Below are 17,041 nucleotides of genomic sequence, written 5' to 3' on the forward strand. Positions count from 1 at the left end.
CGCGGGCGCACCTGCACCGCGCAGTTGAACTGCACTTTTTAAGTGACTTTGATCACATAACGAGATTTGTCGGGATTTCCTTACAGGGTGGCCCCTACATGGCGCGTTGACCTGTTCTTAACACTGCATCACAGTTGCGCCGCACTCACTGGTCCGACGGGTTGTGCCGCCGTTTTGGCGGCCAGGACGGTGGTGCGAGCAACGGCGTGTCGAGGCGTGGCCGTTGCACGGGGGCAAGACAGATGTGGACGCGATCGGCGGCGTTGGCGCTGGCGGCTTGCCTATGGGCGATCGCCGCGCCGGCGGCTGCACAACAATCGGCACCGACCAGCCTGGACCGGCAGGAGCAGCTGCGCCAGGCTGAAGAGATCCAGCGTCGGCAGGAGCAGGAGCGCCAGGCGCCCTTCGCCGGGCCGCGTGACGATGCAGAGCGTGTCGATGCGCGCAGCACGCTGCTGCCGGCGGAAGAGCTGTGCTTTTCGATCACCCGCGTGCGTTTGTCGGGTGCTGGCGACGACGCTGCGCGCTTCGCGTGGCTGTGGAAATCGCTGCGCCGTTATGAGGGACGTTGCATCGGCCGCGCCGGGGTCGACATCATTCGCCGCCGCGCACTGGACCAACTGGTCGCGCGCGGCCTTGTCACCACCCGCATCGGCATCCCCGAGCAGGACCTGTCGCGCGGAGAATTGCGCCTCGAACTGATGCCCGGGCGTCTGCGTGCGGTGCGCGTGGTCTCCGATACCGGTGGCGCGCACTGGAAAACGGCCTTGCCGTTGCGCAGTGGTGACCTGCTGGACCTGCGCGCGATCGAACAGGCGGTAGAACAGTTCAAGCGCCTCCCATCACAGGATGCCAAGATCGACATCGCCCCGGGCGACGCCCCGGGCGAATCGGATCTGGTGATCACCTTGCAACATGGGCGACGCTGGCGCGCTGTGGTCAACGCCGAGGATTCGGGCGTGGACGCCACCGGGCGCGTGCAGGGCGGGCTGGATGTGTCGCTGGACAATCCGCTGGGTCTCAACGACCTGCTGAGCATCGGCTACAGCCACGATCTGGCCACCCGCGACGAAGAGCGCGGCACGCGTGGCAACAGCCTGAGCTACAACCTGCCGTGGGGATGGTGGACGCTGGCGTTGTCGGCATCGTCCTATCGCTATCACCAGCGCGTCGATGGCTTCTTGCAGACCTTCCAGTCCAGCGGCGAATCGAGTAACGCGCAACTGGATATCCAGCGCGTGCTGCACCGCGATGGCACCAGCAAGACCTCGGCCGGGGTCACCATCGGCCGCCGGCGCGCGCGCAGCTATCTGGATGGCGTGGAAATCGGCATCCAGCGGCGCGATACCAGCAGCGCGGAATTCTATGTCACGCATCGGCGCTACCTGGGCGCGATGCAGCTGGACGTACGCCTCGCGCATCGGCGCGGCACGCCGTGGTTCAACAGCCAGTGGACCGGGTACGACCCGCAGATCGGCTTCCCCACGTTTCGCTACGGCGTCACCACGCTGGATGTCAGCACCGCGTTGCCGTTCAAGCTGGGCCCGGTGCCGATGGCATGGGAAAGCAGCCTGCGCGCGCAGACCGCCGGCGAACTGTTGCTTGGCTCCGAGTTCGTCACCATCGGCGGCCGTTACAGCGTGCGCGGATTCGATGGTGAAGCGACGCTGGGTGCGGAAAAAGGCGCGTACTGGCGCAATACCCTGAGTTTTCCGGTGCAACGGATCGGCCTCACGCCTTACTTGGGGCTGGATGCGGGCCGCATCGATGGCACCAGTGCCAGCGGGCTGCGCGGTCGCAGTCTGGTGGGCGGGGCATTGGGTCTGCGTGGCGGCTGGTTCGGCGCCAGTATCGATGCATTTGCCGGCTGGGCGATCCATCGCCCCGACGGCTTTGGAAGCGCGCAGCCGGCCTACGGCGCGCGGGTGATCTACCAGTTCTGACATGGATCGTGCTGCCAGCCGGCAGTGCGCGAGTTGATTGATGCCGTCGACAGGCGGCGAGAGAGAAATGATGGACAGCGAAGCGATGAGCGTGCGTGGTTACATGGCCGAATACAGCAAGCGCGCTCTGGCGCTGATGCTGTGCGTCACCGTGACCTGGACATCGTTTCCGGCGTGGGCGCAGGTCGCTCCCACCCCCAATCCCGGCGGGCAGACGCCTGGCCAGCAGGTGGCAGCCAACGGCGTGCCGGTGGTGGACATCGTCGCACCCAACGCGCGCGGCATTTCGCACAATCGCTACAGCAATTTCAATGTCGGCCCGAACGGGCTGATCCTCAACAACAGCGCGCAGATCTCAAAGACCGAGCTGGGCGGTTACGTTGCCGGCAACAACAATCTGCAGCGCAGTGGTGCTGCTTCGCTGATCCTCAACGAGGTCACATCGGCGAGCAGCCGGCTGCAGGGGTACACCGAAATCGCCGGCGCCAAGGCGCAGTTGGTGATCGCCAACCCTAACGGCATTTCCTGCGATGGCTGCGGGTTCGTCAATACCTCGCGCGTCACGCTCACCACCGGTACGCCGAACCTTGGAAGCGATGGCGGCTTGAATGGTTTCACCGTCACCGGTGGCGTGCTCAGCATCGGTAGCAACGGCCTGGACGCATTCAATGTGGATCGTCTGGATCTGCTCTCGCGGCAACTCGGTGTCGACGGCTCGATCTGGACCAAGGAACTGGTGGCCAGCGCAGGTGCCGGGCGCATCAATGTCGACGGCATGCTGCTGGATGTGTTGCCTGGCACCGATGGCGCAGCACCGTCGATCGGCATCGACGTGGCGCAGCTGGGCGGCATGTATGCCGACCGCATCCGCCTGATCGCCACCGAAGCTGGCGTTGGCGTGGTCAGTCGCGGCACCCTGGCAGCACAGAGCGGCGATCTACAGATCGATAGTGCCGGCCAGGTGAGCCTGAGCGGCACCAGCGTGGCGCGCGATGGCGTGAACGTGCGTGCGTCCGGCGGTCTGGATCAACGCGGTGTGCTCGGCTCACAGCAGGGCGATGTGACCCTGCGGGCTGCGCGCATGAATCTTGCGGGAGACCTGGTGGCCGCTGGCGCACTGGATGCGCAGGCCAGCGGTGCCCTGAGTCATGTTGGCCGTAGCAGCGCAGGAGCGATCCGTCTGTTCGGTTCTGAACTGGCCGCCGATGGCAGCCTGCATGCCACCGGCACGCTGGAGCTGGGCGCCGACGGCGTGTTGCGCAGCGCCGGCGTGGCTTACGGCGGCGCGGGCGTTACCGCACGTGCGAACCGAATCGGACTGTCGGGCATCCTGCAGAGTGGTGGCGCGATTGCGTTGAATGCCGGCGCGATCGATGCACTCGGTACGCTGGATGCGGCAACCGCATTGCGCGTTGTCGGTAGCGACGCCGTGCGCCTGGGCGGGCTCGCACAAGCCGGGCAGGGCGCGGACGTGCAGGCCGGTGGTCGCCTGGAGGTGCAGGGGCAGTTGATCGCTGCGGAGACGGTAGCACTGAACGCTGGCGTGATCGACATCGCGCAACGTGGCGCGGTCTCTGCGGGCGGCGACCTGGATCTGCGGGCCGGCGCGGTGAATACCAACGGTAGCGGCCATGCAGGGCGCGATCTGCGTCTTCAGGCCGGCACGGTGACCGCGGCCGGCAGTCTGTCCGCCGCGCGCGATGTGCAGGCGACCGTGACAGGCAGCCTGCTCAACAGCGGCACGCTGGTCGCGGGCAATGCGCTGACCGTGGATGCGGCGCAGCTGGAGAGCCGCGGAGACCTGGGCAGCCAACGCGGTGATGCCACGTTACGCAGCCGCGGCGCCATGCGGCTGGCCGGCAATACCGTGGCGGCAGGGGCATTGGCAGTGGACGCCGGTGCCGATGCGCAGGTGTCAGGGACCCTCAATGCCGCAAGCGTGAGCCTGCGCAGCGGCGGCGATGCCAGTGTGTCCGGCACCCTGCAGGCCACGCGTGGCGCGCTGAGCGTGACCTCCGGCGGGGTGCTGGCCAGCGATGCCATCATGCAGTCGACGGGCGCCTTGGATCTCGAGGCAGGCGGCGCACTGCGCCAGCGCGGGCAATTGCGCAGTGCCGGCGCGCTGCAGATGCGTGGCGCGGCTATCGATCACGACGGAGTGATCGACGCGGGCAGCGATCTGCGCATCGCAAGCAACGGCGACCTGTCGCTGGGTGGCACCGTACAGAGCGCAGGTAACGCAGCGCTGCGGGCCGGCGCTTCGCTGGACAATCGTGCCAACGTGGTCGCCACTGGCGGACTGCAGGTAGACGCGGGCGTCTTGCGTAATGCCCAGGGTGCGGTGTTCTCGTCCGACGCCGATATGCGTGTTGCCACCATCGGCGCGTTGGACAACGCGGGCAGCCTGTACGCGGGCAACGCCCTGCAGATCACTGCCGACACAGTGACCCAGAGCGGCCGTCTCGGTGCCGGTAATACGCTGTCGGCGTCGGTTGACGGGGCGCTCGTCAACACCGGGAATGTCGTGGCCGCCAACGCCTTGCAGATCGATGCGGGCAGCCTGCGCAGCACTGGGCAGCTTGGCAGCCAGGCGGCCCATGTGCGCCTGGCGAGCCAAGGTGACATGGCCTTGCAAGGTGTGACGGCTGCGGGAACCACGTTGCAGGCCACTGCTGGTGGAGACCTGCAGCAGGCCGGATCGACGACGGCACAGGCGGTCGTCCTGACGGCCGGGCGTGACCTCAGCGCCACCGGCTCGCTGCAATCGGCGTCCACCCTGGACGTGCAGGCCCAGGGTGCATTGGCGTTTGCCGGACAAGGCCGTGCAGGGAGCGACGCGTCCTTGCGCGCCGGCACCTTGAGCACGAGCCAGGACGCAGTGCTGCAGGGCGGTGGTGCCATCACGTTACAAGCGGCGGCAATCGACAGCCGCGGCACGCTGGACGCCGGCGGCGATCTGCAGATGCGTAGCGATGGCGATCTGCAGTTGGCCGGCGTGGTGCAGGGCGGCCGCGATGTCGGTCTGGCCGCTGGCGCTACGGTCAGCAATGCCGCACGCATCGTTGCCGGTCGCAACCTGGCGTTGCAGGCGCAGCGTCTGGACAACCTGTCCGCTGGCGTGCTGGCGGGCGAGGGCGATGTAGCCGTGACCACAGCTGGCCAGCTCAGCACCGCCGGGCGCATACAGGCGGGTGGTGATGTGCAGCTCACCGCTGCGGCGCTGGACCAGAGCGGCAGCGTGTCTGCCGGCAAGGGCATGCATGTCGGGGTCGCCGGCACGCTGGACAATCGCGGGACGTTGATCGCCAAGGACGCGATGCAGGTCGACGCAGCCATCTTGCGCAGCAGCGGTCAGCTGGGCAGCGAGCGTGCCGATGTTGCGTTGACCAGCCAGGGCCTCATGCAGCTCGAGGGCGTCGTTTCGGCAGCAACGGCATTGCGTGCTGCTGCCGGCAGCGATTTCCAGCAGGCCGGCTCGCTCAATGGGCAGTCCGTGTCGGTGCAGGCTGGTCGCGATCTCACTGTCGATGGCACCTTGACGTCGGCCTCCGTGCTGGATCTTCAGGCACAGCGTGCACTCGCGTTGCATGGGCAGGCCTCGGCTGCGGGACCTGCCGAGCTGGCCGGTACTACCGTGACGACTGGAAACGCCTCCATCCTCAAGAGCGGGGCCGGCATCACCCTGGATGGCGGTGCCATCGACAGCCGTGGCGCGCTCGATGCCGCCACCGATCTGAGCGTGCGCAGTGCAGGCGATCTGACCCTGGCCGGCGTTGCCCAGGCCGGGCGCGATGTCACGCTGACCGCCAACGGCGCGTTGCGCAATGGCGCGCAAGTGGTGGCAGCCCGCGATCTCAGCGTGCAGGCCGCCAGCGCTGAAAACATGGCCGATGCCACGCTTGGCGCGTTGCGCGATTTGCGCGTTGATGTCGCCGGCGTGCTGGACAACGGCGGCAGCCTGCATGGGGAACGCGGGCTTGCGCTGTCGGCAGGCTCGCTCTTGCAGCGCGGTCGCCTGTACAGCGGTGACGCGGTGTCCATTGCATCGACCGGCGCCTTCGACAATCGCGGTCAGCTGGTTTCGGGCGAGGGTCTGACCATCGCCGCTGGCAGCATCATCAGTACTGGCCAGCTCGGATCGGTGAATGGCGCACTGACGCTCACCAGCCAGAACGGCATCGATCTGCAAGGCGTGGTGTCGGCAGCGACCGCGCTGCAGGCCACGGCGGGCGGTGACCTGGTGCAATCCGGTTCGCTTAGCGCGCAAACCATCGGCCTGCAGGCTGGTCGCGACCTTACCGCTGGCGGCACCCTGCAGTCGACATCCACGCTGGATCTGCAAGCGCAGCGCGCCCTGGTGTTGAACGGCCAGGCGCAGGCGGGCAGCGATGCCGCGTTGCGCGGCGCCAGCATCGCCACCGGCAACGCCGCCATCGTGAAAAGCGCTGGGCTGATCACCCTGGACGGTGCTGCCATCGATAGCCGCGGCACGCTCGATGCGGGCAGTGACCTGCGCATGCGCAGCACCGGCGGGCTTGCCCTGGCGGGTGTGGCGCAAGCCAATCGCGATGTCGTGCTCAGCGCCGATGGCGTGTTGAGTAACGCCAGCCAGGTCGTTGCAGGCCGCGATCTTTCGGTACAGGCTGGCGCGATCAGCAACGCGGCGGCGGGTGCGCTGGCTGGCACGGGCAGCGTCACACTGGTCACTGGCGCATTGCAGAATGCGGGGAGCGTGCAGAGCGGTGACGACCTTCGCATCACTGCCGCCAGCATCGATCAGAGCGGTTCTGCAGTGGCGGGCAAGGCGTTGAACGCAACCGTCACCGGGCTTGTCGACAACCGCGGCAGCCTGGTCGCCAAGAACGCCTTGCTGATCGACGCGGGTGGTCTGCGAAGCAGTGGCCAGCTTGGCAGCGAAACCTCCACCGTCACCCTGACCAGCCGCGGCGACATCGGCTTGCAAGGTGTGGTGGCCGCGGCAACCACGCTGCAGGCAACCGCAGCAGGCGATCTGCAGCAGGGCGGTTCGCTCAATGCGCAATCGGTCACGTTGCACGCCGGCCGCGACCTCGTCGCAGCGGGAACGCTGCAGTCGGCCGCGCAACTCGATCTGCAGGCGCAGCGCACCCTGGCATTCAACGCACAGGCCGCCACCGGCGGCGACACAACGCTGCGCGGCGCCACCGTCACTACCGGACAGGGCGCCGTGCTGCAGAGTGGTGGCGCGATCAGCCTGGACGGCGCGGCGATCGACAGCCGCGGCGCACTGGATGCGGCGACAAATATCGCTCTGCGCAGTACCGGCAACCTGGCAGTTGCCGGAGTGGCCCAGGCCGATCGTGCGGTGCTGCTGAGCGCGGCAGGCGCACTGACCAATGCGGCACAGGTGGTCGCCGGCCAAAGCCTGAGCGTCACCGCTGCCAGTGCAAGCAATACAGCTACCGGCGTGTTGCTCGCGCAAGGCGATACCACGCTGACCATTGCAGGGTTGCTCGACAATGCCGGCGCACTACGTGCAGGCAATCAACTGACGCTCGGCGTCGGCGCGCTGCGCCAGACCGGCCAGGCCTACGGCCTGCAGCGTCTGGGGTTGACTGCATCGGGTGCGGTGGACAACCGCGGCGATCTGATCGGCGGCAACGGCCTGCGGGTGGAAGCCGGCCAGCTGAGCAGTAGTGGCCAGCTGGGGAGCGAGCGTGGTGATGTCGCCTTGATCAGCCGCGGTAACCTGCAGCTCGGCGGCAGTCTTGCCGCGGCTGGCGCATTCTCCGCACAGACCGATGGGACGTTGGCGCAGAGCGGCACACTCAGTGCGGGCAGCGTCCTGGATCTGCGCGCGAAGAACGACCTCACCGTTGCAGGCCAGCTATCGGGTCAACAGATCACGCTGGCAAGCGAGACGGTGCTGCGTCAGCAAGGCGTCGTCACCGGCGCAATAGTGGGCCTGCAGGGCGCACGTATCGAAAACGCGGGCCAGACCACGGCAGCAGGCAACTTGAGCCTGCGCGCAGGCGAGATCAGCATCGCCGGCACCGTGGGTGCGGGCATCGCCAGCGATGGCAATCTGGGTGCCGGGAGCACCTTGAGCCTGATCGCCGATCGTCAGTTGAGCGCCTCCGGCCGGCTGTTGGCAGGTGGCAATCTGGTTGCCCAGGGCGCTGGGCTGCAGCTGGCAGGTGCCAGCACGCGCGCAACCGGCAACGTGGCCCTCACCACTGCCGGAAGCCTCGATCATCGCGGCGGCGATCTGCTTGCAGGCGGTACCTTGACCGTGCAGGCCGGGGGGACCATCGATAACGGCCGCCTCAATGGTGTCGGCGGCCAATTGCAGGCCACGCAACTCAGTGTCGATGGCGGCAGCTTGAACAATGCGGGCGGCCGCATGGTGCAGAGCGGCAGCGCTGCGACCCGCGTCAGCATCGGCGGCGCGTTCGACAACACCGGCGGAACCCTGGCCAGCAACGGTCAGGACCTCACGGTCACGGCCGCCAGCCTGGAGAATGCGCAGGGGCGGATCGAGCACGCCGGCACCGGCACCGCGGCGGTGACCAGCCGCGGCGCGTTGGGAAATGTCGGCGGGCGCATCGTCACCCAGGGCGTGCTCAACATCGGCGCCAGCGGTGGCTTGAACAATCAGAACGGCACGGTTGCCGCTGCTGGCGATGCAACGTTGACCGTGGCCAGCCTCAATAACGTCGGTGGCTCGGTCGCCGCACGCGGATTGAGCGTGCAGAGCGGGGGGGCTGTCGACAACCGTAGCGGCCTGCTGCAGGCCAGCGGCGGCGCGTTGACAGTGCGTGCCGACAGCCTCAGCAACAGCGGCGGCACGGCGCAGGCAGTGACCAGCGGCGGCACGGGCGGCAGCGTGCGCGTCGAGCTCAACCGTGGCCTGGACAACGGCAGCGGCATCATCGGTGCCAGCACCGACGCGGTGATCACTGCAGAAAACATCAGCAGTACCGGTAGCCTGCAGGCAGGGCGCGATCTCGGCATTACCGCGCGCGGCCAACTGGACAATCATCAAGGCGGCAAGCTCAGCGCGGGCCGCGATCTCAACGTTGCCGTCGCCGGCGCGTTGCTCAACAGCGGCGGCCAGCTCGATGCCGGCAACACGCTGACCGCCTCCGGCGGGCTGATCGACAACACCCAAGGCAGTATCGTCAGCAATGGCGGTGGCCTGACCCGTATCACTACCGGTGGTGCGTTGACCAATACCGGCGGCAATCTGGGTGGCCGTGGCAGCGTGGTGATCGATGCGGCCAGCATCGCCAACACCGGCGGCCAACTGGTTGCCGGCGGCGACCTGATTGCGGGCACCAATGCACTGAACAATCAGGCCGGCAGGGTCTATGCCGGTGCCAACTTCCTGCTGCAGCGTGCGGGTGCCTCGCTGGATAACCGCAACGGCATTATCAAGGCCGAACAGGCGGTCCGCCTGAATCTGCAAAGCCTCAGCAATGCCGGCGGCCAGATCGGTGCCGGCAGCACGACGGGAGGTGCTGGCGATGTGGTGATCGATACCGTGGGCTTCGACGGCGGCGGCAGCATCCTGGCGCAGAACCTGCTCGACCTGACCCTGCGCAGCGACTACACGCATCGCGCTGGCGCGGACCTGGTCAGCAACGGAAACTTCAACCTGCGCGTGGGCGGCAACCTGGTCAATGAGTCCACGCTCAAGGCCGCACGCACGCTGGATATCACCGCCGGCAGCATCACCAATCGCGCCGGTGCCAACATCCTGTCCAGCGACACCCGTCTCAACGGCGGCAACGTCATCGACAACGCCGGCAGCATTTCCGGCAATAGCGCGTTGTCGCTCGTCGCTAACAGCGTTTACAACACCGGCAGCATCGTCGGCGGCAATGTCTCGGTAAATACCGGCACGCTGGTCAATGGCGCCGATTTCGGCGGTGCGACTGACAATGCGGCCTATGGTTCGGCCCTGCTGGGCTCCACCGGTAACATGAACCTGATCGTGCGCGATCAGCTACTTAACCGCGATGCGCGTATTTTCAGTCTGGGCAACATCGCGATTGGTGGTGCGCAGGATGGTGGTGGCACGCTGGTAGCGCGGACTGGGGTGGTGAATAACCTGTCGGGCAGTATTGAGGCTGATGGGAGTATTTTGATTGCGGCGAGTCAGCTTAATAATCGGCGGCGCGTGGTCAATACAACCAGCGTCTCCACCGATCCCGGCAGCGACGATGTCTATTCGGGTGGTGAGCTGATTGAAGGCAAGTCGATCCGTAACCTTCAAGGAGCCCGGGCGCCTTATCCCTACAAAGGACTCGCGCCGGGGATTTATCGCAATTATCAGGTGATCCAGCAGGAGCAGCTGTCTTCCGCAAGCGCAGAAGGAAGAATTGCGGCGGGCGGAAACATCTTGCTGTCAGGGAGCGTTACGAATAACGCCTCGACCATCGCTGCAGCAGGCTTGTTTGCTGCCAATCAGCGAGGTCTTGGCGGGCTCTCGGATGGGATGATCGTGGGCGGCGAGCAGCTACTCAACCAAGCGCTGGCGTTGAGTCAGACGGTTCGACAAAGCGACGTGGAACATATTGTTACTGCGATCACCAATGATTGCATGCAACCGGTCGGGCAGAAGGTCGTTTGCTATTACGAAGAAGAAGACCAGAGGCTGAGCTCTTCAACGGTGAGTAGCAGCTACATCGCCCTAGGCGCCAGCATGACGGGCAGCCAAGGCGTCAGCATCAATGGCGCAAATATCAGCAACGGCGCTGTCGGCAGCGATGGCCGCAGCATCAGTGGTGCTGCGCTGAATGGCGTAGGCGCGCAAGGCGGCTTGAGCGGTCGCACAACGCAAAGCGCTGGTGGAGTAGGCGGCCAGGCAGTGGTCGGTCGCGCAAATAGCGGCGCGAGCAGCATCCGTGTCGCGACCAGCACTAGCGGCAGCACAGGCACGCAGGTCGGCGCCAACACACAGGACGCCACGTTGGCCACGTCGAGCGGCATCGTCAAGATGTCGGTCGCACCGGTGATGTCCAATGACAGCGGCCTGGTGCGTAGCACCGTCGATCAGACGAATGTGCAGACCACCGCCGCCGGCACCGGTGTCGCAGCGGGTGGAAACGAAACCCGCACGCGCATCGATCCCGCCACCATTCCCGTGACCAACATCGTTGGTAGCGGGCAGACCTCGTTGACGCAGATCGATCTGCCCATCGGTGGGCTGTATCGCCTGTCCAACGGCACGGCAACCGATCGCACGGCGATGGGCCGCGCAGCCACCGGCTTGGGCGGCATCAACGCCTGGCGCAGCAATGGCCCGGGCCGTCGTTACCTGATCGAGACCGATCCGCGCTTCGTCAACTACGACAACTTCATCAGCAGCGATTTCCTGCTGGACAAGCTGGGTGTGGACCCGGAGTGGACCCAGACCCGCCTGGGCGATGGCTTCTATGAGCAGCGCCTGGTGCTGGACCAGATCACCCAGCTCACGGGTCGTCGTTATTTGGGCAACTACGCCGACGGCGTGGCGCAGTACCGCGCCTTGCTCGAGTCCGGTGTGGCTGCTGCAGGCCAGCTGCAGCTGAGCATGGGCGTTGGCCTAACTGCCGCCCAGGCGGCTGCACTCACGAAAGACATCGTGTGGATGGTGGAGCAGGACTACCAGGGCCAGAAGGTGCTGGTGCCGGTGGTCTACCTGGCCTCCAACTCGCTGCAGTTGCGTGGCAATGGTGCCTTGATTGCCGGCGGCAACGTCGAGCTCAACGCCAGCAATTCCATGAGCAACCAGGGCGTCATCGCCGGCGCCGACGTCAGCATCACCGCCGGCAATCTGCTCAACCAGGGCCGCATCAGCGGCACCGGTAGCGTGGCGCTGGAAGCACGTAACGACCTGCTCAACCAGGGGCAGATCCAGGGCCGCGATGTCGCATTGGTCGCCGGCAACAACCTGGTCAGCGAAGCGGCCAAGGCCATCAACGGCGTCGGCATCCTATCGGGCATCACTGCCAGCAATAACTTGCAACTGATGGCCGGCAACGACATGACCCTGACCGGCACCCGCGTGCAGGCCGGTGGTAGTGCAGCACTGATTGCAGGCAACAACCTCAGCCTAACGCCCAGCGCCTTACGCAACGACAATGGCCTGCTGCGCGGCGGCGATGCTGTCACGATCACCACCGGTAAGGACCTGATCGTGTCCGCAGGCAACGACCTGCAACTGCACGGCGTCAGCATCAACGCGGGCGGCAGCGCCGCTTTGCAGGCAGGCAACAATCTTTCGCTGACTCCCACCACCGGCCTGGACGGCAAGGTCGCCACGCGTACCAACATCAGCACCGGCGACAGTCTGCAATTGACTGCCGGCAACGACCTGACCATTCGCCAGACCGAAGTGAAGGCAGGCGGCGATCTGATCGCTGCAGCCGGCAACAACCTCAATGTCGAGTCCGTACTCAACGACAGTGAGACCAACAGCTACAACTCGCGCAACGGCAAGACCCGCGTCATTACCACGACCACTACGCAAACCATCGACCAACAGGCGCTCACTGCCGGCGGCAACTTGATCCTCAGCGCCGGCAACGACGTCAACCTGGTCGCGGCCAAGCTCGATGCAGGCAAGGGCCTCGGCATCAGCGCCGGCAACGACATCAACGCCAGCACGCTGACCACGGTGGATACCAGTGATGTCCTGGAGACGCGCAAGCGCTTCAAGCAAACCACCAGCACCCGCGACGAAACCGTCCACGGCACCGAGTTCAGTGCCGGCGGCAACCTCGCCATGCAGGCGGGCAACGACATCACTCTGACCGCCGCATCGGCCGCCACCAAGGAAGGTGGCATCACCCTGGCTGCCGGCAACGACGTCAACCTGCTCGCCGCGAGCGAGCAGCACGATGCCGTGCAGGACATGACCAAGAAGAAGAAGGGCACGTTCTCGAGCAAGACCACTACGACGCATGATGAGTGGCACGACACGCTTGCCGTCGGTACCGCGCTGAGCGGTGAGTCGGTCAACATCTCGGCTGGCAACGACGTGGCAGTGGTCGGCTCGACCATCCTCGCTGATGGCGATGTGCGCCTGGCAGCAGGCAACAACGTCACCATCGAGTCCGCGCAGGACACCAGCAGCGAAGCGCATAGCTTTAGCCAGAAACGCTCGGGCCTGACTGGCAGCATCGGTGGCGGCGTGGCGAGCATTGGCTACAGCCATGCCCGTAGCAACAGCCAGAACGCAAGCGACTCGGTCACCCAGGTCGCCTCGTCGGTTGGCTCAACCGATGGCAATCTGGTCGTCAGCGCAGGCAACCAGCTGACCATCGCCGCCTCGGATATCGGTGCAGGCAAGGACCTGACCCTGGCCGCCAAGGACATCACGTTGTTGGCACGACAGGACACGGTCGATAACGAAGCGAGTCAGTCAAGCAAGTCGAATGGCTTCTCGGTGGGCGTGACCTACGACCCGGGCGCCTCTTACCGCAGCGCGCGCGATTCGACCACCAAGAACATGGTCGATACCGGCTCGACCATGAGCAAGATCAGCCGCGATGCCGAAGGCGCCGCGGCCGGTACGATGGCCGCGATCACCCCGGTGGTCATCCAGGCCAGCAGCCATCGCTCCAACGCGTCGCAGAACGAAAGCACCAGCGATACGCGCGTCAGCCAACTGGCGGCCGGCGGCAATCTCACGCTGCTCGCCAGCGACGGCTCGATCACCAGCCAAGGCACCCAGATGTCGGCTGAAGGCAACGCCTTGTTGCTGGCCAGCAAGGACATCGTGTTCGACGTTGCGCACAGCACCCAGTCCAGCGGCAATGCCAGCAACGGCAAAGGCTGGGGCTTCAACAATGCCGCCGGCTTGCCATACGGCAACTACAACCAGCAGGGCACCGGCAGCGGGCAGACCGATACCATCACCGGCACTCAATTGTCGGTGGGCGGCAACGCCAGCCTGACCACCACGCAGGGCGACATCTCCCTGACTGCAAGCAACATCGCGGCCCAAGGCAATGTCAGCATGCGCGCGGCGGGAGATCTGACCATCCAGAGTGGTCAGGACATCCTCGGCAATGCCAACCAGTCCACCAGCAAGGGCATCGGCACGGTGGTCATCTCCGATACCGAGCGCTTTGCCGGCTACAACAAGAAAAACCACACCGACGACAACGCACAGGTGGCGCAGGTGGCCAGCAATGTGGGCAGCCTGGGTGGCAATGTCAGCCTAACGGCCGGCGGCACGTATACGCAGTCGGCCAGCAATGTGGTCGCTGCCAAGGATGTGGACATCACCGCTGCCTCGATCCAGCTGCTGACCTCCAACACCAGCAGCTCGGCCTCGCAGCAGGACGATGATCTGAAGATCGGCGCGTTCGCGCGCATCAAGTCCCCGCTGATCGATCTGATCAACAACGTGGACGATGCGCGCAAGTCCGATGGGCGCTTGGGTGCGATGCAGGGCATGGCGGCAGCGGCAAATGCCTATCAAACGGCGAAGGCTGTTCAAAGTGGCTCGCTGCTCAGCGTGGAAGCCGGCGTCGGCTTTGCCACCAGCGAAAGCAGCTTCAACAGCAGCAGTCAGATCTCGCAGGGCTCCACCATCACAGGCGATGGCAACGTTAGCCTGAAAACCACCGCAGGCGACCTGCACATCGTCCAGGGCAACCTCAAGGCAGGCCACACGCTGAGTCTGGATTCGGCACGCGATCTGGTGCTGGAAGCCGGCAACTCCAGCAACACCGAGCAGAGCAAGGGCAGTAATGCCGGCTTCGAAGTGGGTGTGGGTGCCTCGGTGGGCGCACAGACCGGTGTCTATGCCTATGTGCAAGCCAGTGCGGGTAGCCACAAGTCGAACGTGGATGGCAGCACCTGGCAGAACACACAACTGGCCGGCCAGAACATCGTCCTCATGTCCGAAGGCGACGCCACACTACGTGGTGCGGTGGTCAAGGGCGACCGGATCGATACACAGGTTGGTGGCGACCTCACCATCGAATCGCTGCAAGACAAGCTGGACATCCAATCCAAGGAAAGCAGCGTCGGTGGCCGGGTGCAGATCTCGGCCGGCACCGCTTGGAACATCAGTGGCAATGCCAGTGCTGCGAAGGCAGATGGCAATTACCTAGGTGTCGTAGAGCAGTCAGGATTGTTTGCGGGTAATGGTGGCTATCACGTCACCGCCGGCAACGTGAACCTGATCGGCGGCGCAATCGCCAGCACTAATGCCGCTGCCAGCGAACTGACCGCCGATTCGCTGAAGTTCACCGATCTGAAAAACCAGATGGACTACAGCGCCTCGTCGGGCAGCATCAGCGGCGGGTTCGGGAGTACCGGCAACCAAACCGATGCCAACGGCAACCCGATCGAGCGCACCGCTGGCGAGCAGTCCCGCGATATCGGCAACAACATCGCCAACGGCAACTACGGCAAGGCCAACACCGGTAGCTTCATGCCGGGCGTGCCGATGAGCGAAAGCGGCAGCGACACCAGGTATACACGCGCCACGCTGACCGAGGGCACCATTAAGATCGGTGGCAAGACCACCGCGGCTGCGGCGACCGGCATCAATACCGATGCCAGTGCCGCGCACGAAGCGGCGGCGACCTTGCCAGACGTGGGCAAGATCCTGGGCGAGCAGCAGGCAATGGCGGCCGCGATTGGGACGGTAGTGCAAACCGGCGTTAGCATTCGTAATGACATCAACGCATCCATTGACGAGGCCCAAAGACAGAAGAAGGAAGCAAAAGCTGTTCTTGAGGATCCAGTACTGAGCGCATCATTGACTCCCGAGCAAAAGGTTCAGCTAGCGATGATTGCTGTTGAAGCAGACAAAGAGACTGCGCGCCTTCAGAAAGTCGGAGTGCTCGTCAGCTCAATTACAGGTGGCCTGTCCGCGGCATCGGGAAGTACAGGCCAAATCTTGGCTGGTACCTTGGCGCCAGTTGCCTCATACCAGATCGGCCAATACTTCAAAGAGAATGCTGTTCGCAATGACGTGGACGGTGGAAGCCGCGGCGAGGAAGGGGGGGCTAGTCACCTCCTAGCACACTCAGTACTTGGTGCAGCTATAGCTTCTGCTGGCGGAGAGAGTGAGCTGATCGGAGCGATAACTGCCGCTGGCGCTGAAGCTGCAGCTCCGGCTTTGGCAAAGTTTCTTTATGGAACTGAAAGCGAAAATCTAAATGCAGAAGAGAAGTCCACCATAAACTCGATCATTGGATTGGGCGGGGCAACTTTAGGGTCTTTTAGTGGAGATATTAACTCTATTATTTTAGGGGGATCAATAGCAAGAAATTCGGTGGAAAATAATTGGGGGGAAATTGGCCATTATTCAACCATGGCCACAATACTTTATCTTGCCGGGTTCTCTAGCCAGGATGCTAAGGCAGTAGCACTGGCGGCTTGGGCCCCGGATACTGACGAGCGAAATGCGATCACGGTTAACAACGTCAATAACGGTAATTTGCCATCTGGAGATCAGCAATCAATTCATCTTCTAAACGGTAAAAAATCTCCGGAGGAAGTAATCGAGGAACAAAAGGTATTGACTGCGAAGGTTGGTATAATACTTAGAGAGATAAATAAAAATATCGATAATAGCAGCGTAAAAGCAGCTATTCTTTCTGACCCGGAGAATCAAAAAATATTACATGCTTTTGGAGATTCTTTCGCGCACGTAAGCGGTGACGGAACACGTTATGACGGCATAGTTGGCCATCTTCGGGATGGAACCATGCCAGACGACCCCTATTTTAATTCAGGCCAGTATAGTGGGTATGTAAAATCTTTGTACTCTGTCGCTTCCACAGCTTCCCAACAGACGCGCTCAAACGATTTGGAAATTTCGGGAATCATAAAAGACGTCACAGGAAGCTTTTTCGATAGCAATCAGAAAAAGGCTCTAGCAGGTGCTGCTAATATTGCAGGCAGTATTGACAAAGGCCTTGTAAATTCACCTGTGCCAGGCTGTGAAAACTATGAACGCTGCTCAGGAAATAAAGCAAACAAAGTCATACGCGAAATTTATGGGGTGGAGACCTATCCGCCTGTGATTGATTGGTCTAAATTACAATTTCCGATGAGATAAATTGTCAAATCTACATAAAGGATTAGGCGAGAACTATAGATGAGAA

2 protein-coding genes are annotated in these 17,041 nt (G+C 63.8%); both read left to right on the top strand.

Annotated elements, in window-relative coordinates:
- The first annotated feature begins 242 nt into the window (after positions 1 to 242).
- Positions 243 to 1,943: a ShlB/FhaC/HecB family hemolysin secretion/activation protein gene (locus ACCQ10_RS09530; protein WP_372362922.1), complete on the top strand. Its 1,701-nt coding sequence runs from the start codon at positions 243 to 245 to the stop codon at positions 1,941 to 1,943.
- 70 nt (positions 1,944 to 2,013) lie between these two features.
- Positions 2,014 to 16,995 (top strand): hemagglutinin repeat-containing protein, encoded by a 14,982-nt coding sequence (locus tag ACCQ10_RS09535; RefSeq protein WP_372363089.1) that lies wholly within the window; start codon positions 2,014 to 2,016, stop codon positions 16,993 to 16,995.
- Positions 16,996 to 17,041 lie beyond the last annotated feature (46 nt).

The organism is Xanthomonas sp. NCPPB 1325, from assembly GCF_041477645.2.
Taxonomy (GTDB): Bacteria; Pseudomonadota; Gammaproteobacteria; order Xanthomonadales; family Xanthomonadaceae; genus Xanthomonas; species Xanthomonas cannabis.